Source organism: Comamonas sp. CAH-2 (assembly GCF_009668305.1).
Taxonomy (GTDB): domain Bacteria; phylum Pseudomonadota; class Gammaproteobacteria; order Burkholderiales; family Burkholderiaceae_C; genus Comamonas; species Comamonas aquatica.
Genome location: NZ_VSWF01000037.1, coordinates 1 through 18,321 on the forward strand (window position 1 = coordinate 1; position 18,321 = coordinate 18,321).

Below are 18,321 nucleotides of genomic sequence, written 5' to 3' on the forward strand. Positions count from 1 at the left end.
GCGGTGGAGGGCACGAGGGCGTTGCTCATAACGATTCCTTCAGGGCTGCCAGCATCTGGGCATTTTCTTCACGGGTGCCCACGGTCAGGCGCAGGCAGTTGGCCAGCAGCGGGTGCATGGCCGAGACATTCTTCACCAGCACGCCCCGGGCCTTCATGGCGGCCTGCGCGGCGGCGGCATTGCGCACGCGCAGCAGCACCATGTTGGCTTCGGACGGCCAGACCTTGTCCACGCCGTCCAGCGCGGTCAGGGCGTCAATCAGCGGCAGGCGCTCGGCGCGGATGGCGGCGGCCTGCTCAGCGTACAGCGCGGCGTGTTCCAGTGCAAAGATGGCGGTTTCGCAGTTCAGCACGCTGATGTTGTAGGGCGGGCGCACCTTGTCCAGCTCGTTGACCAGGGCCGCGGGGCCGATCAGGTAGCCCAGGCGCGCGCCGGCCAGGCCGAACTTGGACAGCGTGCGCATCAGCAGCACGTGGGCGTTGCGCGCCGGGTCGGCCTGCATGTTGCGGATCCAGCTGCGGCTGGCAAACGGCTGGTAGGCCTCGTCCATGACCACCAGGCCGCCGATGGCGCCGACTGCGTCAATCACGGCCTGCACCTGGTCTTCGGGCCACAGCGTGGCCGTGGGGTTGTTGGGGTAGGCAATGTAAGTGATGGCGGGCCGGTGCTGCGCAATCGCCGCCTGCATCGCGGGCAGGTCCAGCTCGAAATCCGGCGTCAGGTTCACGCCCACGAAGTCCAGGCCCTGCAACTGGGCGCTCAGCGGGTACATCACGAAGCCGGGCATGGGCGCCAGCATGGTGGCGCGGCCACCCTCGGTGGGCTGGGCCGTGGCCAGCGCCAGCAGGGTGATGATTTCGTCCGAGCCATTGCCCAGCAGCACGGCGCTGCCTGCGGGCGCGCCGGCGTAGTCGGCCAGCATCTGCTTGAGGACGTCCAGGCGCTCGCCGGGGTAGCGGTTGATCTCGAGGGCGCCCAGGCGCGCGCCCAGTGCCTGCTGCAGCGCGGCCGGCAGGCGGAAGGGGTTCTCCATGGTGTCCATCTTCAGCAGGCCCTGGGCGGGCTGCACGTGGTAGGCCGACATGGCGCGCACATCGGCGCGGATGCGTTGCATGGCTCGTTGCTGGGTCTCTGGCACTGTCATCGTCTTACTTTCTTGCGGGAACCTGCGTTGGCCGGCATGGCACGGACTGCCATGGTCTGGGGGCGCTCAGGCTCCTTCCACGGCCGGTGCGGCCTGCTGCAGCGGGTGCACCACGGTCACGCCGCCAAATTCCGCGCCATGCGGCAGGTGCAGGCTCAGCATCTGCGCGCAGCCGCTGTGCTGGGCGCAGGCCACGGCCAGGCAATCGCCGAAGTCGAGCTGGTGGCGGGCCTGCACGGCCCACGCGGTCTCCAGCGTGGCGCTGTCGGTTTTCCAGGGGGTCCAGGTCTGGTAGCGGCGGATGGCCGCGCGCGCATCGCCCTGCGACATGGGCTGGGGGACGGTGGTCACCTGGTCGTAGAACTCCACCAGGGCCTGGTGGCTGGTGCGGCCGCTGCGGCGGCGCCACAGCAAGTCCAGCCAGTCCAGTGTGGCGGCATACAGCGCGCCGCCGCCCACGTTCTCCGCCGCGATCAGGACCGAGGTATCGACGAACACCGGGTTCATGCGGCATCCCCGAGGGCGGTGGACTTGGTGTCTTTTTGGCCTGTAGCGCGCTGGCTGCTTGCGCTGCGTGCTACGGATTTCGCAGGCGCCTGGGCGCCCTGCTGCCAGCTGCGCTCGTCCGTGCGCCAGGCCAGGTAGGCGCGCTCGTAGGCGTCCTCGCGCTGCATCATCTCGGCCATGAAGTCACCCAGCATGCGCGAGACACTGGTGCCGCGCCGTGCTGCCTCGATGCGCGCCCAGTCGAGCACGCTGTCTTCCACGGTGATGGTGACGTTCTTCATGCCGCCCATCGTACACGAAATTCGTGCTGCACGAAATTCGTGTGAAACCAAATCCCCGTCAAACCGTGGCCGCACCGCGCAGCAAATGCCGGGCGATCTCGCCCACGCGCCGCAAGGCGTCGAGATGCTGTGCCGTCCAGTCGCCGCCGAGGCCAATCCGCACGCCCTGCGGAAAACGCCCGGCCGCACCAAACAGCCGCCCGGGCGGAATCAGGATCTGCTCGGCCAGACAGGCTTCGTGCAGCGGCACGGCGCCCACGCCCTGCGGCAGCTCCAGCCACAGCAGCAGCCCGCCCGGCGGATCACTGACCCGCGTACCCGCCGGAAAACACTGGGCAATCACCTGCCGCGCCTGGTCCACGCGCACCGCAATCGCGGCGCGCAACTGGCGCATGGCGGCATGGTGGCCGGCCTGGGTGATCAGGTCGGCCAGCGCCAGCTCCAGCACGGCGGACTGGCCTCCGGCCTGCATTTCCTTGATGTGGCGCACCTGCGCCGCCCAGCGGCCGGCCTCCAGCCAGCCCAGGCGCAGACCCGGCGCCAGCGTCTTGGAAAATGAATGGCACAGCATCACCTGGCCGCTGCTGTCATAGGATTTGAGCGTGCGGCGCATGGCATCGCCCTCGGCCAGATCGGCATAGATGGCATCTTCGATCACCGGCAGCCCATGCTGCGCCGCCAGCTGCACCAGGCGCTTGCGCTCGGCCTGCGGCATGCAACTGCCCAGCGGATTGCTGAGGGTGGGTACCAGCACCAGGGCCTTGACCGGCTGGGTGTCGAGCGCCAGCTGCAGCGCATCCACCGACAGGCCATGGCGGGGGTGGGTGGGAATCTCCAGGGCCTTGAGCTGCAGCGACTGCAGCACCTCCAAAAACGAAAAATGCGTGGGTGACTCCAGTGCCACCACATCACCCGGCTGGGTCACCGCCCGCAGGCACAGGGCCACGCTGTCCATGCAGCCCCCGGTGATGACAATGCGCTCCGGGTCCAGGCTGCACCCCAGGCCCACCGCATAGCGGGCCAGGGCACGGCGTGCGTCTTCGTGGCCACTGGCATCCGGGTAGGTGGACAGCAGATGGCGGTGCTGCTGCACGGCACGCGTGACGGCCCGGCGCACGCGGTCGGTCTGCAGCAAGTCCGGCCCCGGCGTGCCGCTGCTGAAGGACAGCATGCCTTCGGGCTGCTTGCGCCCCAGCACGCGCTGCCCCAACCAGTCCTTGGACAGCGCGCGCGGCCGGCGCAGCGGCTGGACCGTGCTGGGCTCCGGCAGCTGGGCCGGGCGCGCCGCCACATAGAAGCCCGAGCGCGGGCGGGCCGTGATCAGCTGCGCATCTTCCAGCCAGTGGAAGGCCTGCACCACCGTGGTCTGTGCCACGCCATGCTGGCGGGCCAGCGCCCGCACCGAGGGCAGCTTGTCGCCGCGCGCCAGGGTGCCTTGGCGTATGCACTGGGCCAGGGGTTCGGCAATCTGCAGATACAGCGGAAGAGAGGCAGCGGAATCCATGCCGGCATTCTGTACCACCCCAGGCCACCACCGGCAGTACAGATACCCCGCCGGCCATGCAGCACAGAAGGCCCAGGCCCTGCGCCTGTACCGGCCCGCTTCACGCCGGACTGCGGCTGTTGCCGCCGGCGGCCTTGCCCGACAGTGACGGCATGTATGCAATCCACGCCCCTCCCCGCGCAGCCCGACACACTCCACCCATGGCACCGGCAGGCGCTGGGAATGGCGGTTTGGACTCCAAGTCCTGCCCCCCAGCACCACCCTGGAAGCCCCTGCCCCTGCAGGCAGCCGGTACGGTGCAGGCCTTGTGCATTCCCAAGGGCCGGATGGCGGTGCTGGAATGCCAGCAGGGCCGGCTGTGGCTCACGCAACAAGACCTGCTGAACGACCGATTTGCCGAAGCCGGCCAGCGCCTGTACTGCCCGGGCCCCGCCCGGCTGTACCTCGGCGCGCAGGGGCAGGCGCCGGCCCTGGTGCGCTGGGTGCTGCTGCCCCCGGGCAGTGGTACACCGGCATAAGTGACTGCGGCGGCTGGCAAATCCCCTGGCGGTCGCTGGAGGCGGCGCGCAGCCGCCAGGCTGCTGAAAGATGCCGTGCGACGGCAGACAACCATGGGACACGCGGGCGCAGCATGCGTGCCAGCCACCGCCGAACGGACGAAAAAAAGCCGTGGACGCGCCACGGCTGGTGCACACCTGGCGGCGCAGTTTTACTTCAAGCGCATCTCGGCGGCACGGGCGTGGCCCTGCAGGCCCTCGCCATGCGCCAGCACCGAGGCGATCTGGCCCAGCACCTGGGCGCCCTGCTCGCTGACTTCGATCAGGCTGCTGCGCTTCTGGAAGTCGTAGACCCCCAGGGGCGAGCTGAAGCGCGCCGTGCCGCTGGTGGGCAGCACGTGGTTGGGGCCGGCGCAGTAGTCGCCCAGCGATTCGCTGGTGTAGGCCCCCAGGAAGATAGCGCCCGCGTGCTTGAGCGCCGGCTCCCAGCGGTGCGGGTCGTTGCTGGAGACTTCCAGGTGTTCGGGTGCGATGCGGTTGGAGATGGCGCAGGCCTCGTCCATGTCGCGCGTCAGGATCAGTGCGCCACGGTCGTTCAGGCTCTTGGCGATGATGGCCTGGCGAGGCATCTCGGGCAGCAGGCGGTCGATGGCGGCCTGCACCGCGTCGATGTAGGCGGCATCGGGGCACAGCAGGATGGACTGGGCCAGCTCGTCGTGCTCGGCCTGGCTGAACAGGTCCATGGCCACCCACTCGGGCGGCGTGCTGCCGTCGGCCAGCACCAGGATTTCCGAGGGGCCGGCAATCATGTCGATGCCGACCAGGCCAAACACGCGCTTCTTGGCGCTGGCCACGTAGGCGTTGCCGGGGCCGGTGATCTTGTCCACCTTGGGCACGGTGGCCGTGCCGTAGGCCAGGGCCGCCACGGCCTGGGCCCCTCCGATGGTGAAGGCGCGGGTCACGCCCGCCACATAGGCCGCGGCCAGCACCAGCGCGTTCTTCTCGCCCTTGGGCGTGGGCACGACCATGATGATCTCGGGCACACCGGCCACATGGGCCGGGATGGCGTTCATCAGCACGCTGGAGGGGTAGGCCGCCTTGCCGCCGGGCACGTAGATGCCCACGCGGTCCAGCGGCGTGACCTTCTGGCCCAGCAAGGTGCCGTCCTCGTCGCGGTAGCTCCAGCTTTCGCCGTTGGCCTTCTTCTGCGCCTCGTGGTAGCTGCGCACGCGGCGCGCGGCGGACTCCAGGGCCTCGCGCTGCACGGCGGGCAGGCTGTCGAAGGCGGCTTTCAGCTCGGCCTGGTTCAGCTCCAGCGCGGCCATGCCATCGGCGGGCAGACCGTCGAAGCGCGCGGTGTACTCCAGCACGGCGGCATCGCCGCGTTGCTGCACGTCGGCCAGGATGTCGGCCACGCGCTGCTCGATCGCAGCATCCGTGTCGGCCGACCAATGCAGGCGCTGCGCAAAATCATGCTCGAAATTGGCATCCGCGGTGGACAGACGGAGGGGAGTAGCTGCGATTTCCATAGTGCTTGGACGGTGACAGTGGGGAAAGGGAATCAGGGGTTCTTGGCGGCAACCGCCTGCGCGAAGGCATCAAGGATGGGGCGCAGGGTCCGCTGCTTGAGCTTGAGCGAGGCCTGGTTGACCACCAGGCGCGAGCTGATGTCCATGATGGGTTCGACCTCGACCAGATCGTTGGCCTTGAGCGTGTTGCCGGTGGACACCAGGTCGACGATGGCATCGGCCATGCCGGTCAGCGGCGCCAGCTCCATGGAGCCGTAGAGTTTGATCATGTCCACGTGCACGCCTTTTTCAGCGAAGAAGTCGCGCGCGATTGTGGAGTACTTGGTGGCCACCTTCAGGCGCGCGCCCTGCTTGACGGCGTGCTGGTAATCAAAGCCCTTGCGCACGGCCACGCTGACGCGGCACTTGGCGATCTGCAGGTCCAGCGGCTGGTACAGGCCCTGGCCGCCGTGTTCGATCAGCGAGTCCAGGCCCGACACGCCCAGGTCCGCACCGCCGTACTGCACGTACACCGGCACGTCGGAGGCGCGCACCAGCACCACCCGCACCTCGGGGTTGGTGGTGTCGAAAATCAGCTTGCGCGACTTGTCCACGTCTTCCGTGACCACGATGCCGGCCGCGGCCAGCAGGGGCACGGTTTCTTCGAAGATGCGGCCCTTGGACAGGGCGATGGTGATGCTCATTGCGACACTCTTTCAATATCGGCGCCCAGGCCGCGCAGCTTGGCTTCCATGCAGTCGTAGCCACGGTCCAGGTGGTAGATGCGGTCCACCAGGGTCTCACCCTTGGCCACCAGGCCGGCGATCACCAGGCTGGCCGAGGCGCGCAGGTCCGTGGCCATCACGGTGGCACCGCTCAGGGGCACGCCACCGACCACGGTCGCCAGGCGACCGTCGGTGGTGATGTGCGCACCCAGGCGCAGCATCTCGTTGACGTGCATGAAGCGGTTTTCAAAAATCGTCTCGGTGACCGTGCTGGTGCCCTCGGCCACCAGGTTCAGCGCCATGAACTGCGCCTGCATGTCGGTCGGGAAACCGGGGTATTCCGTGGTGCGGAAGCTCTGCGCCTTCAGGCGGCCCTGGCTGCGGATGCGGATGCCACCGTCCTCGGCCTGTACCTGCGCACCGGCGTCCACCAGCTTGTCGATGACGGCGCCCAGGTGGTCGGCACGGCCGTGGCGCAGGAACGCCTCACCGCCCGTGGCCGCCACAGCGCACAGGAAGGTGCCGGCCTCGATGCGGTCGGCCACCACGGCGTGCTCACAGCCGTGCAGCGCCTGCACGCCGCGGATCACGATGCGGCTGGTGCCATGGCCGCTGATCTGCGCGCCCATCTTGATCAGCATCTCGGCCAGATCGGTGATCTCGGGTTCCATCGCGGCGTTTTCCAGCACCGTCTCGCCCTCGGCCAGCGCCGCGGCCATGAGGAAGTTTTCCGTGCCGGTCACGGTCACCATGTCGGTGGTGATGTGCGCGCCCTTCAGGCGCGTCCAGCCAGCGGGCAGGCTGGCGTGCATGTAACCGTTTTCCACGGTAATGATGGCGCCCATGGCCTGCAGACCCTTGATGTGCTGGTCCACGGGGCGCGAGCCGATGGCGCAGCCGCCGGGCAGCGACACCTTGGCACGGCCAAAGCGCGCCAGCAGCGGGCCCAGGGCCAGCACCGAGGCGCGCATGGTCTTGACCAGCTCGTACGGGGCTTCGGGGTTGTGCAGCGCACCGGCATTCAGCTGCACGGTGCCATGCTCGTCGCGCTCGGCCGTCACGCCCATGTTGCGGATCAGCTTGAGCATGGTGTTCACGTCCTGCAGACGTGGCACGTTGTGCAGGGTGACGGGCTGTGCCGTCAGCAGTGCGGCGCACAGTTCTGGCAGGGCGGCGTTCTTGGCGCCGGAGATGTGCACTTCACCGTGCAAGGCACGGCCACCGCGGATGAGGAGTTTGTCCATGGCGTGGGAGCCTTGAATCAGAGTATTTGAAGAAATAAGGCTCCAGCCCTTGTGGGGCAAGCGCCAACAGCTATGAAATGATGATCACTCAGACGGGGCATTTGCCCATTCTGCCGGGGTGTAGGTCTTCATGGACAGCGCATGCACCTCGTCGGTCTTGATGCGGTCGCCCAGCGTGGCATACACCAGACGCTGGCGCGCCAGCAGGCGCTTGCCCTCGAACTCGGCGGACACGATGGTGGCATACCAGTGGCGGCCATCCCCTTCCACGGTCAGGTGCTCGCAGGCCAGGCCGGCGCGGATGATGGATTGAAGTTGGTCAGCGGTCATACATTTCTCTGGGCCGCAGCGCCTGCGCTGCCGCCGGATACGGTGGCGTGCAGCACCAGGCTGCACGCCGAAGTGGGCTCAATGGCGGATTTTGTAGCCAATGCGCAGCAGGTGCACGGCCAGGGCGCTGACCACCAGCCAGGCCACGCCGACGATGGACAGGCTCACCCAGGGCGACACGTCGCTCTGGCCGAAGAAGCCGTAGCGGAAACCGTCGATCATGTAGAAGAACGGGTTCAGGTGGCTGACCTGCTGCCAGAACGGTGGCAGCGACTGGATGGAATAGAACACCCCGGACAGGAAGGTCATGGGCATGATCAGGAAGTTCTGGAATGCCGCCATCTGGTCGAACTTGTCGGCCCACAGCCCGGCGATCAGGCCCAACGTGCCCAGCAGCGCCGCGCCCAGGAAGGCGAAGGTGAAGATCCACAGCGGCGCCGCCGCCACCGGCGGGGTGAACCACAGGGTCACCACGTACACGCCCAGGCCCACGACCAGACCGCGCACGATGGAGGCGCCCACAAAGGCCATGAACCAGGCCCAGTGCGACAGCGGTGTCAGCAGGATGAACACCACGCTGCCCATGATCTTGCTCTGCACCAGGCTGGAGGAGCTGTTGGCGAAGGCGTTCTGCAGCACGCTCATCATCACCAGACCGGGCACCAGGAAGGCGGTGTAGCCCACGCCGTCGAAGACCTGCACATGGTCTTCCAGCACATGGCCGAAGATCAGCAGGTACAGCACAGCCGTGAGCACGGGGGCGGCCACGGTCTGGAAGCTCACCTTCCAGAAGCGCAGGATTTCCTTGTAGAACAGCGAGGTCCAGCCCTGCATCACGCGGCTCCCTTCATGACCTGCAGGAACACGTCCTCCAGGTCGGCACGGCGGATTTCCATGTCTTCCATGACCACCTGCGCCTGGCGCAGCGTCGCCAGGAAGCGCTCGATGTCGTGCGGCCCCTGGGCCGGCAGTTGCACCACGCGCCCGGTGACGCGGGCCACGGGGGCCAGCTCGGCCGGCAGGGCATGGTCGGTCTTGAACTGCAGCACGTTCGCCGAGGCGGTCTTGAGCAGGTTGGACGTGGCATCCAGCGCCACCACCTGGCCTTGCTTGAGCATGGCGATGCGGTTGCACAGGGCCTCGGCCTCTTCCAGGTAGTGCGTGGTCAGCAGCACCGTGTGGCCCTGCTTGTTGAGCTGGGCGATAAAGTGCCACAGCGTCTGGCGCAGCTCCACGTCCACGCCGGCCGTGGGTTCGTCCAGCACGATGATCGGGGGCTTGTGCACCAAGGCCTGGGCCACCAGCACGCGGCGCTTCATGCCGCCGGACAGCTGGCGCATGTTGGCCGTGGCCTTGTCGGCCAGACCCAGGTTCTCCAGCAACTCGTCGATCCAGGCGTCGTTGTGCTTGACGCCGAAGTAGCCCGACTGCAGGCGCAGCGTCTCGCGCACGTTGAAGAAGGGGTCGAACACCAGCTCCTGCGGCACCACGCCCAGCTGCTTGCGTGCGGCGGCGAAGTCGCCCTGCACGTCGTGCCCCATGACGGTGATGCGCCCGGCGCTGGGCTTGGTCAGCCCCGCCAGGATGCTGATGAGCGTGGTCTTGCCTGCGCCATTCGGGCCCAGCAAGCCAAAGAACTCGCCCTCGGCAATGTCCAGGCTGACATCACGCAGCGCATGGAAATCACCCCGGGAGGTGGCGTAGGTCTTGGAGATGGATTGGATGGAGATGGCTGGCATGAGAGCCTGACATTCTAAGGCCGCATGGCGATCCGACCGCTGCCGCCGGCAGAGGCCTTCAGGCGGCCGCGGCCTCTGCGCTGTCGGGGTCCAGCAGGGGCATGACGCCATAGACCTGCGCCAGCGCCCGCAGGCTGGCGGGCCAACCCTGGACCTGCAGGCGGCTGCCACGGGCCAGCGCCACACGGCGGCAGGCCAGCAGCAGGGCCAGACCCGCCGAGTCGAACGACTGCACCGCCGCCGCGTCCAGCACCACCGGCGTGCCCTGAGGCAGCGCCTGGATTTGCTGGCGCAGCTGCGCCTGGGCCTGCACGGCCACATCGGCATTCAGCACGGAAGGAAGGGCAATCGTAGAGGACATGGCGGATTTACTTGCTGGCCTGGGCGTCGGCGGCCATGGTGCGGCTGGACAGGGCCGTGATCAGGCCGTCGATGCCGCCCTTGTTGAGCTCCTGCGCGAACTGGGTGCGGTAGGTTTCCACCATCCACACGCCCAGCACGTTCAGGTTGTAGATCTTCCAGGCCTTGCCGTCGGTGTTCTCCAGGCGGAAGTCCAGCTGCACGGGCTCACCCTTGCCGTGCACCTCGGTGCGCACCAGCACGTCCTTGTCGCCGGGCGCGGCGCGCAGGGGCTTGACCTCGACGCGCTGGTCGCTGACCTGCTTGAGGGCACCGGCATAGGTGCGGATCAGCATCAGCTTGAACTCCTGCTGCAGGCGGTCGCGCTGCGCGGGCGTGGCCTGGCGCCACTGCGGACCCACGGCGGCCGAGGTCATGCGGCGGAAATTCACGTGCGGCATCACGGTGGTGTCCACCACCTGGGAAATGCGCGCGATGTTGCCCTTGCGCAGCTCTGGATCGGCCTTGATGGTCTCCAGCAGGTCGGCCGACAGGCGCTTGACCAGCGCGTCCGGCGCTTCCGCAGGGGCTTGTGCCCAGCTGGGAGTGCCCATCCAGAGGGCGGTGGAGGCCGCCAGCAGGGCAGCCAAGGTACGGCGTTGCATCATCCAATCATCCTTTCGCACCAGGGCCCATGGCCCTGGCTTCTTGCTCTCAGTCGTCGTAGCTCTCTACGCGACCAGCGTTGTCGTCATTGTGCTGGCGGCTGGCAGGGTCACGCTGTTTCAAATAGAAATCCCGTATCAGGGTGTAGCGATCCAGGGCCGCGGCATCCAGCGTGTCGGTGGCATTCAGCAGGTTGGCGCGCGCATCGACCAGGCGCAGGCCCAGCAGGCTGTTGCGGTGCGACACCGGGTGCATGCGGTCCATCGGGTGTCCCCACCAGTCGGCTGGCAAGGCCACGGTGTCGCGCACGGTCGAGGGGCCCAGGAAGGGCAGGACCAGGTAGGGGCCGGGCTTGACGCCCCAGCTGGCCAGGGTCAGGCCGAAGTCCTGCTTGTCACGCTCGACCCGCATCTCGGTAGCGATGTCCAGCAGGCCGCCGATCCCCAGCACGGTGTTGGTGGTGAAACGCACCATGTGGTTGTAGGCCTTCTCGCCATTGCCTTGCAGCGCATGGTTGACCATGGACCACAGGTCACCCAGGTTGCCGAAGAAGTTGGTCACGCCGGTGCGCACCGGCTGGGGCGTGACCGTCTGGTAGGCGGTGGCGGCGGGCTTGAGCACGGCCTTGTCGACCGAATCGTTGAACGAGGTCATGGCCCGGTTGTAGCCCTCATACGGGTCCTGGGGGTGCGTGGCCTGGGTGCTGGCACAGCCGGCCAGCAGCAGGCCTGCGGCCAGGGCCGCGCTCAGGCCGGTGCGGCGCCACAGCGCGGTGGATGGGTTGGAATTGCTTTTCATCGTGTCACCTTGTGCGGAAAACGTGGACATCAAGGAGCGGGCGCCGCGGCAGAGCCGCCCTCTTCCGCTTTGCTGTACAGGAACTGGCCAATCAGGTTCTCCAGCACCACCGCCGACTGGGTCGCGGTGATGCGGTCACCCTCGGCCAGGTTGGCCTCGTCGGCGCCGGCTTCGATCCCGATGTACTGGTCCCCCAGCAGGCCGCTGGTCAGGATCTTCAAGGAGCTGTCCTTGGGGAAGGCATAGCGCTTTTCCAGGGCCATGTGCACCGTGGCCTGGAAGGTCTTGTCATCGAAGGAGATCGCCTCGACACGGCCCACGACCACCCCGGCGCTCTTGACCGCCGCCTTGGGCTTGAGCCCGCCGATGTTGTCGAAACGCGCTGTCACCTTGTAGGTGGGCTCGAAGCTGAGGCTCAGCAGGTTGGCCGACTGCAGCGCCAGGAAGACCAGGGCTGCCGCGCCCAGCAAGACAAAAAGGCCGACCCATACGTCGTTTTTAGAAGCCTGCATAAAAAATGTTTCCTTGTTGAAACCCATCGTTCGAGGCTGCTGCCTCAAATGCTAAACATGGATGCGGTGAGCAGGAAGTCCAATGCCAACACTGCCAGTGATGCGACCACCACCGTGCGGGTGGTGGCACGCGAGACCCCCTCGGGGGTGGGCTTGGCGGTGTAGCCCTGGTACAGCGCCACAAAGGTGACGGCCACACCGAACACGACGCTCTTGATCACGCCATTGCCCAGGTCGTACCACCAGTCCACGCCGGACTGCATCTGACCCCAGAAGGCGCCACCGTCCAGGCCGATCAGCACCACGCCGACCACCCAGCCGCCGATGATGCCCACGGCGCTGAACACGGCCGCCAGCAAAGGCATGGCGAGGAAACCGGCCCAGAAACGCGGCGCCAGGATGCGGCGCACGGGATCGACCGCCATCATTTCCATGGCCGAGAGCTGCTCGCCGGCCTTCATCAGGCCGATTTCCGCCGTCAGGGCAGTGCCCGCACGGCCGGCGAACAGCAGCGCCGTGACCACCGGCCCCAGCTCGCGCAGCAGGGACAGGGCCACGAGCAGGCCCAGCGCCTCGGCCGAGCCATAGCGCTGCAGGGTGTAATAGCCCTGCAGGCCCAGCACGAAGCCGACGAACAGGCCCGAGACCGCGATGATGGCCAGCGAATAATTGCCCAGGAAATGGATCTGGTCGCCCAGCAGGCGAAAGCGTGCCAGCGTGGCCGGCAGCATACCCAGCAGGCGCAGGAACAGGCCGGCGGCCTGCCCCAGCGCTGCCAGCTGGCAGCGGGTCCACAAGCCCAGTGCGTGGAGGGTGTTCATGCGCAGCCTCCAAAATCCTGCTCCAGGCTGGGCGCCGGATAGTGGAACGGCACCGGCCCCTGTGGCCGGGCATGGATGAATTGCTGCACCAGCGGGTCCGTGCTCTGGCGCACCTCGTCGGGCGTGCCCTGGGCGGCCACGCCGCCCGCGCCGAGGATCACCACATGGTCGGCGACGTGGAAGGTTTCCTCCAGGTCGTGCGACACCAGGATGCTGGTCAGCCCCAGGGTGTCATTGAGCGTGCGGATCAGCCGCGCAGCCGTGCCCAGCGAGATCGGGTCCAGGCCCGCGAACGGTTCGTCGTACATGACCAGATCCGGGTCCAGGGCAATCGCGCGCGCCAGCGCCACGCGCCGTGCCATGCCGCCCGACACCTGGCTGGGCATCAGGTCGCGCGCGCCGCGCAGCCCGACGGCGTGCAGTTTCATCAGCACGATATCGCGCACCATGTCCTCGGGCAGGTCGGTGTGCTCGCGCAGCGGGAAGGCGACGTTGTCGAGCACGCTCATGTCGGTGAACAGGGCGCCGAACTGGAACAGCATGCCCATGCGACGGCGCATGGCGTACAGTTGCTGGGCATTCATCTGTCCCACATCCTGGCCGGCCACCAGCACCTGGCCCTGCTGGGCACGCTGCTGCCCGCCGATCAGGCGCAGCACCGTGGTCTTGCCCCCGCCGGAGGCCCCCATCAAGGCCGTGATCTTGCCGCGCGGCACCTGCAACGACAGGTCGCGCAGGATGGTGCGATCACCATAGCCAAAGGTGACATTGCGCAACTCCACAAGGGGGGCGGGACTACTCATGCGATGGAAAACACGGAGGAATTGGAAGAAACGCTATTGTGCAGACAAGCGGCAAGCACCGCCCGCTGCCACCCCGAACAAACATACACGAATGTATGTCAAGGCCATGATGGCGCCCCGCCATCCGCAAAATTCATAGCTAGATGCGCAAGCTAGACAAGCACTTCCGGCCTTTTTGATCCCAACCTGCGGTCGCCTGGGCCGCAGCTTTTTTACAACATGTTCTGCAGAAACGCCTGGGTGCGCTCGTGCTGGGGGTTGGCGAAGAAGGCCTCGGCGGGGGCCTGCTCCACGATGGCGCCGCCATCCATGAAGATCACGCGGTTGGCCACCTCGCGGGCAAAGCCCATTTCATGGGTCACCACCAGCATGGTCATGTGCTCGTTGGCCAGTTCGCGCATGGTGCGCAGCACCTCGCCGGTCAGCTCGGGGTCCAGGGCCGAGGTCGGCTCGTCGAACAGCATGATGTCCGGGTCCATGGCCAGGGCCCGGGCAATCGCCACGCGCTGCTTCTGACCGCCCGACAGGCGGTTGGGATAGGCATCGCGCTTTTCCAGCAGGCCCACCTTCTTGAGCAGGGCCTCGGCCTTGGGCACGATGTGCTCGCGCTTGAGCTTCTTGACCAGCATCGGCGCTTCGATGATGTTCTCCAGCACCGAGAGGTGGGGGAACAGGTTGAAGGACTGGAACACCATGCCCATCTTGCGGCCGATCTGGCGGATCTGCGCCTCGGGCGCATAGTGGGCCTTGCCGGCGTCGTCGTTGCGCGCCAGGGTCTCGCCCTCGACCACGATGGTGCCGCGGTCGATGGTCTCCAGGTGGTTCAGGCAGCGCAGGAAGGTGCTCTTGCCCGAGCCCGAGGGACCGATCACGGCCACCACTTCGCCGCGCAGCAGGTCCAGCGACACCCCGCGCAGCACCTCAACGCCGCCAAAGGCCTTGTGGATGCCCTGGGCGGAGATCATCACATCAGGCGTCGTACTTGGCATAGCGTTTCTCGAGGTACTGGAAGCCCCAGGTCAGGATCAGGGTCATCACAAGGTAGAAGGCAGCGGCCACGATGAACGGCGTGGTCGTGAAGTCGCGCTGGACAATCCCGCGCGCGGCGCGCAGCAGGTCGTTCAGGGCCAGCACGTAGATCAGCGAGGTGTCCTTGACCAGGGTGATGGTCTCGTTGGACAGCGGCGGCAGGATGCGCGGCCACACCTGGGGAATGACAATGCGGCGCATGGTCTGGGCATAGCTCAGACCCAGCACCTTGGCGCCTTCGTACTGGCCCCGGTCGATGGACTGGATGCCGGCGCGGAAGATCTCGGCGAAGTAGGCCGCGTAATTCAGGGTGAAGGCGACGATGGCGGCCGGGTAGTCGTCGAACCGGATGCCGATCACCGGCACAAACGGCAGCGCGAAGTAGATGAACAGCATCTGCAGCATCAGCGGCGTGCCGCGCATCAGCCAGATGTAACCGCCCACCAGCACCCGCAGGCCGGCAAAGCGGGACAGGCGCAGCAGCGCCAGCACCAGCCCCAGGGGGATGGAGAGCACCAGCGTGATCGCAAAAAGCTTGAGGGTCACCAGCGCGCCTTGCGACAGTGGCCCCAGAAGGGAAATGACGTAATCCATGGAAAAGGCCTTCAGTGCGACCGCTTGACGGGAGCCGCCGGCGCCCTCAGGCACCCCGCTGCACAGCTGCACAAAGCCATGCCTACAAAAAACACCGGCGTGGCCAAGGCGGGCCACGCCGGTGTGTGCGTCAAGCGCGAAGCTTACTTGACAATGTTTTCACCGAACCACTTCTTGGAAATTTCGGCGGCGGCGCCATCGGCCTTCATGTCCTTCAGGGCCTGGTTGACCTTGCCCAGCAGCTCGGTGTCTTCCTTGCGGAAGCCCACGCCGTAGTCTTCGGTGCCGAAGTTGTCTTCCAGCACGGTGTAGGTGTCGGCCTTCTTGGCGACATGGAAGCGCCCCACCACCTCGTCCACCACCACGGCGTCCAGGCGACCGGCTTCCAGGTCCATCAGCGCAGTGATGTTGTCACCGAACTGCTTGAATTCCTTGAAGGTCTTGAAGACTTCTTCTTCCTTCTTCATCGCATCCACGGCGGACGACGATTCCTGCACGCCGATCACCTTGCCAGCCAGACCGGCCTTGTCCTTGATGTCCGAGCCGGCCTTGACGATGATGATCTGGCGGTTGGCCATGTAGGGGGCGGTGAAGGCGATGTGCTGCTTGCGCGACTCCAGGATGGTCAGGCCATTCCACAGCACGTCGATGCGCTTGCCGTTCAGCTCGGCTTCCTTGGCGCTCCAGTCGATGGGCTTGAATTCCACTTCCATGCCCAGACGCTTGGAGGCTTCCTTGGCCATGTCGATGTCAAAACCCACCAGCTCGTTCTTCTCGTCACGGAAACCCATGGGCGGGAAGTTGTCGTCCAGACCCACAACGATCTTGGTCACAGCCGCAGGTGCGGGCGCAGCAGGCGCCTGGGCGGTGGCGGCGGGTTCGGACTTGCCGCAGGCCGCCAGAACAGCTGTCAGGGCCAACGATGCGAGAAGGGTGCGTTTTTTCATGGCTTCAAAGTTGAGTTGGAACAACCGGTGGAAGGCCGCCGCCCACAGACCCGGGGAAACCCCATGTCCTGTATGCCTCGGTGGCCGAATCCGCTATTGTCGCGCAGACAAGCCTGGGTTGCTACCTGCCCGGGCATTAACTCGCATGCAAACCACATGCCTGCGTGCATTCCGACGGACTTGCCATGGCTGACACCGCCCTCCCCGAGCCTCTGCTGCAGGCCTACCACGCCACCCACTACGGACTCAACAACTGCGACTGGCAGCTGCAACTGGACCTGCCCCAACCCGCTCTGGCACCGCACTACCAGCGCCATGCCGTGCACTGCGCCGCCTACTTGACCGCCTGCAACCCATTCGGCGAATTGCTGCCCGACCACCTGAACGCACGCCGCATGGCCCAGCTGCGCCAGGCGCTGCAGCGCGCCGGCTGGTCCTGGCTGGACGGCCATGGCCACGACCCGCAGGGCCACTGGCCCGGCGAGGACAGCGTGCTGGTCTGGGGCATGGGCGAGAGCACGGCCCGCGCCTGGGGCACGCAGTGGAACCAGAACGCCGTGGTCTGCTGCGGCACCGACATGGTGCCGCGCCTGGTGCTGCTGCGCTGACACCCGCTCTCTGATTCCTAGCTGCCCGCGCTCGCCTGCAAGCGTGTTTCGAAGCAAAAAGCCTTTAACCTCTTGCAAGGCCTGCGCGTTCAACGCTCTTTTTTGCAGCATGCAAAAAGGCGCCCGCAGGCGCCTGAATGTGCATCTCCGCAGAGCGCCCAGGGCGGGCGATGCGGGGGCCCACCAGGCACCCCCGACACCGCGCCCATGCGGCGCCCCCGGCCCGGCGGTCAGCGGGGCAGCGTGCTGGCCCCCATCAGGAACTCGTCCACCGCGCGGGCAGCCTGGCGGCCTTCGCGGATGGCCCAGACCACCAGGGACTGGCCGCGGCGGATGTCACCGGCCGCAAACAGCTTGGGCACGCTCGTGGCGTAGCCGCCGACCAGATCGGTCGAAGCCTTGGCATTGCCGCGCGCATCCTTGTCCACACCAAACGCATCCAACACGGTCTGCACGGGCGAGACAAAGCCCATGGCCAGGAACACCAGGTCGGCCTTGAGGATCTGCTCGGAGCCGGGCACTTCGGTCATCTTGCCGTCCTTCCATTCCAGGCGCACGGTCTTCACGGCGGTCAGTTGACCCTTCTCACCGATGAATTCCTTGGTGCCGATGGCGAACTCGCGCTCGCAACCTTCCTGGTGGCTGGAGCTGGTGCGCAGCTTCAGCGGCCAGTAGGGCCAGACCAGGGGCTTGTTCTCCTGCTCGGGCGGCATGGGCATCAGCTCCAGCTGGGTCACGCTGAGTGCGCCATGGCGGTTGGAGGTGCCCACGCAGTCAGAGCCGGTGTCACCACCGCCGATGACCACCACGTGCTTGCCGTCGGCGCGGATCTGGTTCTTCAGCTTGCCGTCGCGCGTCACCTTGTTTTGCTGGGGCAGGAACTCCATGGCGAAGTGCACGCCCTTGAGTTCCCGGCCGGGCACGGGCAGGTCGCGCGACTGCTCGGCACCGCCGGTCAGCAGCACGGCGTCGAACTCGGCCATCAGCGCTTCGGGGGCGATGGTTTCCTTGGACCAGTTGGTGACCTTGCTGCCTTCGCCCAGGCCGTCCTTGCCCGCCACCAGCACGCCGGTGCGGATCTTCAGGCCCTCGGCCACCAGCTGCTCGACGCGGCGGTCGATATTGACCTTGTCCAGCTTGAAGTCGGGGATGCCGTAGCGCAGCAGGCCGCCGACCTGGTCGTTCTTCTCGAACAGGGTCACGTCGTGGCCGGCGCGCACCAGTTGCTGCGCCGCCGCCAGACCCGCAGGGCCGGCGCCGACCACGGCCACCTTCTTGCCGCTCTGGGCCTTGGGCAGCTGGGGCTTGACCCAGCCTTCTTCCCAGGCGCGGTCGATGATGGCGTGCTCAATGGACTTGATGCCGATGGGCGCGTTGTTGATGTTCACCACGCAGGCGGCCTCGCAGGGCGCGGGGCAGATGCGGCCGGTGAACTCGGGGAAGTTGTTGGTGCTGTGCAGCACCTTGATCGCGTTCTCCCAGTCACCGCGGTACACCAGGTCGTTGAAGTCCGGGATGATGTTGTTGATCGGGCAGCCGTTGTTGCAGAACGGCGTGCCGCAGTCCATGCAGCGCGCGCCCTGGATCTTGGCCTGTTCAGGGGTCAAGGCGATGACGAACTCTTTGTAGTTCTTCACGCGCTCGGCCACGGGCAGGTAGCCTTCTTCGATGCGTTCGTATTCCAGAAAACCGGTGGTCTTTCCCATGATGTCTATTCCTTCAATC

At 66.6% G+C, this 18,321-nt stretch carries 22 protein-coding genes; 2 read left to right on the forward strand and 20 right to left on the reverse strand.

Annotation, left to right across the window (positions count from 1 at the left end; translation table 11 throughout):
• Positions 1 to 25: 25 nt before the first annotated feature.
• The 4 genes from hisC to FYM52_RS15695 all read right to left on the reverse strand — a co-directional run bounded on the left by hisC (position 26) and on the right by FYM52_RS15695 (position 3,436).
• The gene (gene hisC / locus FYM52_RS15680; protein WP_154164774.1) at positions 26 to 1,144 is read right to left on the reverse strand and encodes a histidinol-phosphate transaminase; all 1,119 of its coding nucleotides are present in this window, start codon (positions 1,142 to 1,144) and stop codon (positions 26 to 28) included.
• A 66-nt stretch (positions 1,145 to 1,210) separates the two neighbouring features.
• The gene (locus FYM52_RS15685) at positions 1,211 to 1,651 is read right to left on the reverse strand and encodes a PIN domain-containing protein (protein WP_154164775.1); all 441 of its coding nucleotides are present in this window, start codon (positions 1,649 to 1,651) and stop codon (positions 1,211 to 1,213) included.
• Complete coding sequence (locus tag FYM52_RS15690; protein ID WP_154164776.1) at positions 1,648 to 1,932, reverse strand: hypothetical protein; 285 nt, start codon at positions 1,930 to 1,932, stop codon at positions 1,648 to 1,650. Before FYM52_RS15690 ends, FYM52_RS15685 begins: the two co-directional genes overlap by 4 nt.
• Before the next feature lie 58 nt (positions 1,933 to 1,990).
• The gene (locus FYM52_RS15695; protein ID WP_154164777.1) at positions 1,991 to 3,436 is read right to left on the reverse strand and encodes a PLP-dependent aminotransferase family protein; all 1,446 of its coding nucleotides are present in this window, start codon (positions 3,434 to 3,436) and stop codon (positions 1,991 to 1,993) included.
• Between the two features lie 230 nt (positions 3,437 to 3,666).
• Here FYM52_RS15695 and FYM52_RS18675 point away from each other — a divergent pair, with 230 nt between their 5' ends.
• Positions 3,667 to 3,954, forward strand: coding sequence for a DUF2917 domain-containing protein (locus tag FYM52_RS18675; protein WP_162524749.1), 288 nt, complete (start codon positions 3,667 to 3,669; stop codon positions 3,952 to 3,954).
• 191 nt (positions 3,955 to 4,145) lie between these two features.
• Here FYM52_RS18675 and hisD read toward each other — a convergent pair whose 3' ends face one another.
• The 15 genes from hisD to FYM52_RS15775 form a co-directional block, all read right to left on the reverse strand.
• The gene (gene hisD, locus FYM52_RS15705) at positions 4,146 to 5,462 is read right to left on the reverse strand and encodes a histidinol dehydrogenase (RefSeq protein ID WP_154164779.1); all 1,317 of its coding nucleotides are present in this window, start codon (positions 5,460 to 5,462) and stop codon (positions 4,146 to 4,148) included.
• Positions 5,463 to 5,494: 32 nt separating this feature from the next.
• Positions 5,495 to 6,145 carry an ATP phosphoribosyltransferase gene (hisG, locus tag FYM52_RS15710; RefSeq protein WP_042414296.1) on the reverse strand — a complete coding sequence of 217 codons (651 nt, stop codon included), beginning with the start codon at positions 6,143 to 6,145 and terminating at the stop codon, positions 5,495 to 5,497.
• Positions 6,142 to 7,410, reverse strand: coding sequence for a UDP-N-acetylglucosamine 1-carboxyvinyltransferase (murA, locus tag FYM52_RS15715; RefSeq protein ID WP_154164780.1), 1,269 nt, complete (start codon positions 7,408 to 7,410; stop codon positions 6,142 to 6,144). Before murA ends, hisG begins: the two co-directional genes overlap by 4 nt.
• An 84-nt stretch (positions 7,411 to 7,494) precedes the next feature.
• Positions 7,495 to 7,740 carry a BolA family protein gene (locus FYM52_RS15720; protein WP_043379830.1) on the reverse strand — a complete coding sequence of 82 codons (246 nt, stop codon included), beginning with the start codon at positions 7,738 to 7,740 and terminating at the stop codon, positions 7,495 to 7,497.
• A 78-nt stretch (positions 7,741 to 7,818) separates the two neighbouring features.
• The gene (locus FYM52_RS15725) at positions 7,819 to 8,574 is read right to left on the reverse strand and encodes an ABC transporter permease (RefSeq protein WP_154164781.1); all 756 of its coding nucleotides are present in this window, start codon (positions 8,572 to 8,574) and stop codon (positions 7,819 to 7,821) included.
• Positions 8,574 to 9,479 (reverse strand): ABC transporter ATP-binding protein, encoded by a 906-nt coding sequence (locus FYM52_RS15730; RefSeq protein ID WP_043379823.1) that lies wholly within the window; start codon positions 9,477 to 9,479, stop codon positions 8,574 to 8,576. Before FYM52_RS15730 ends, FYM52_RS15725 begins: the two co-directional genes overlap by 1 nt.
• Before the next feature lie 58 nt (positions 9,480 to 9,537).
• A complete protein-coding gene (locus FYM52_RS15735; protein WP_154164782.1) occupies positions 9,538 to 9,840 on the reverse strand; it encodes a lipid asymmetry maintenance protein MlaB in 303 nt (100 codons plus the stop codon).
• A gap of 7 nt (positions 9,841 to 9,847) precedes the next feature.
• The gene (locus FYM52_RS15740; protein ID WP_154164783.1) at positions 9,848 to 10,486 is read right to left on the reverse strand and encodes a phospholipid-binding protein MlaC; all 639 of its coding nucleotides are present in this window, start codon (positions 10,484 to 10,486) and stop codon (positions 9,848 to 9,850) included.
• Positions 10,487 to 10,532: 46 nt separating this feature from the next.
• The gene (locus FYM52_RS15745) at positions 10,533 to 11,282 is read right to left on the reverse strand and encodes a VacJ family lipoprotein (protein ID WP_154164784.1); all 750 of its coding nucleotides are present in this window, start codon (positions 11,280 to 11,282) and stop codon (positions 10,533 to 10,535) included.
• A gap of 29 nt (positions 11,283 to 11,311) precedes the next feature.
• Positions 11,312 to 11,794, reverse strand: coding sequence for an outer membrane lipid asymmetry maintenance protein MlaD (mlaD, locus tag FYM52_RS15750; protein ID WP_043380474.1), 483 nt, complete (start codon positions 11,792 to 11,794; stop codon positions 11,312 to 11,314).
• 44 nt (positions 11,795 to 11,838) lie between these two features.
• On the reverse strand, positions 11,839 to 12,615 hold the full coding sequence (gene mlaE, locus FYM52_RS15755) for a lipid asymmetry maintenance ABC transporter permease subunit MlaE (RefSeq protein WP_154164785.1): 777 nt from the start codon (positions 12,613 to 12,615) through the stop codon (positions 11,839 to 11,841).
• On the reverse strand, positions 12,612 to 13,418 hold the full coding sequence (locus FYM52_RS15760; RefSeq protein ID WP_154164786.1) for an ABC transporter ATP-binding protein: 807 nt from the start codon (positions 13,416 to 13,418) through the stop codon (positions 12,612 to 12,614). The genes mlaE and FYM52_RS15760 overlap by 4 nt, the downstream gene beginning before the upstream one ends.
• A 212-nt stretch (positions 13,419 to 13,630) precedes the next feature.
• On the reverse strand, positions 13,631 to 14,383 hold the full coding sequence (locus FYM52_RS15765; RefSeq protein WP_043379794.1) for an amino acid ABC transporter ATP-binding protein: 753 nt from the start codon (positions 14,381 to 14,383) through the stop codon (positions 13,631 to 13,633).
• 4 nt (positions 14,384 to 14,387) lie between these two features.
• On the reverse strand, positions 14,388 to 15,041 hold the full coding sequence (locus FYM52_RS15770; protein ID WP_154164787.1) for an amino acid ABC transporter permease: 654 nt from the start codon (positions 15,039 to 15,041) through the stop codon (positions 14,388 to 14,390).
• A gap of 143 nt (positions 15,042 to 15,184) precedes the next feature.
• Entirely contained in the window at positions 15,185 to 15,988 is an 804-nt protein-coding gene (locus tag FYM52_RS15775) for an amino acid ABC transporter substrate-binding protein (RefSeq protein ID WP_154164788.1), read from the reverse strand.
• A gap of 185 nt (positions 15,989 to 16,173) precedes the next feature.
• Here FYM52_RS15775 and FYM52_RS15780 point away from each other — a divergent pair, with 185 nt between their 5' ends.
• The gene (locus FYM52_RS15780) at positions 16,174 to 16,596 is read left to right on the forward strand and encodes a DUF3293 domain-containing protein (protein ID WP_154164789.1); all 423 of its coding nucleotides are present in this window, start codon (positions 16,174 to 16,176) and stop codon (positions 16,594 to 16,596) included.
• Positions 16,597 to 16,826: 230 nt separating this feature from the next.
• Here FYM52_RS15780 and FYM52_RS15785 read toward each other — a convergent pair whose 3' ends face one another.
• Complete coding sequence (locus FYM52_RS15785) at positions 16,827 to 18,302, reverse strand: glutamate synthase subunit beta (protein ID WP_154164791.1); 1,476 nt, start codon at positions 18,300 to 18,302, stop codon at positions 16,827 to 16,829.
• Between the last annotated feature and the right edge of the window lie 19 nt (positions 18,303 to 18,321).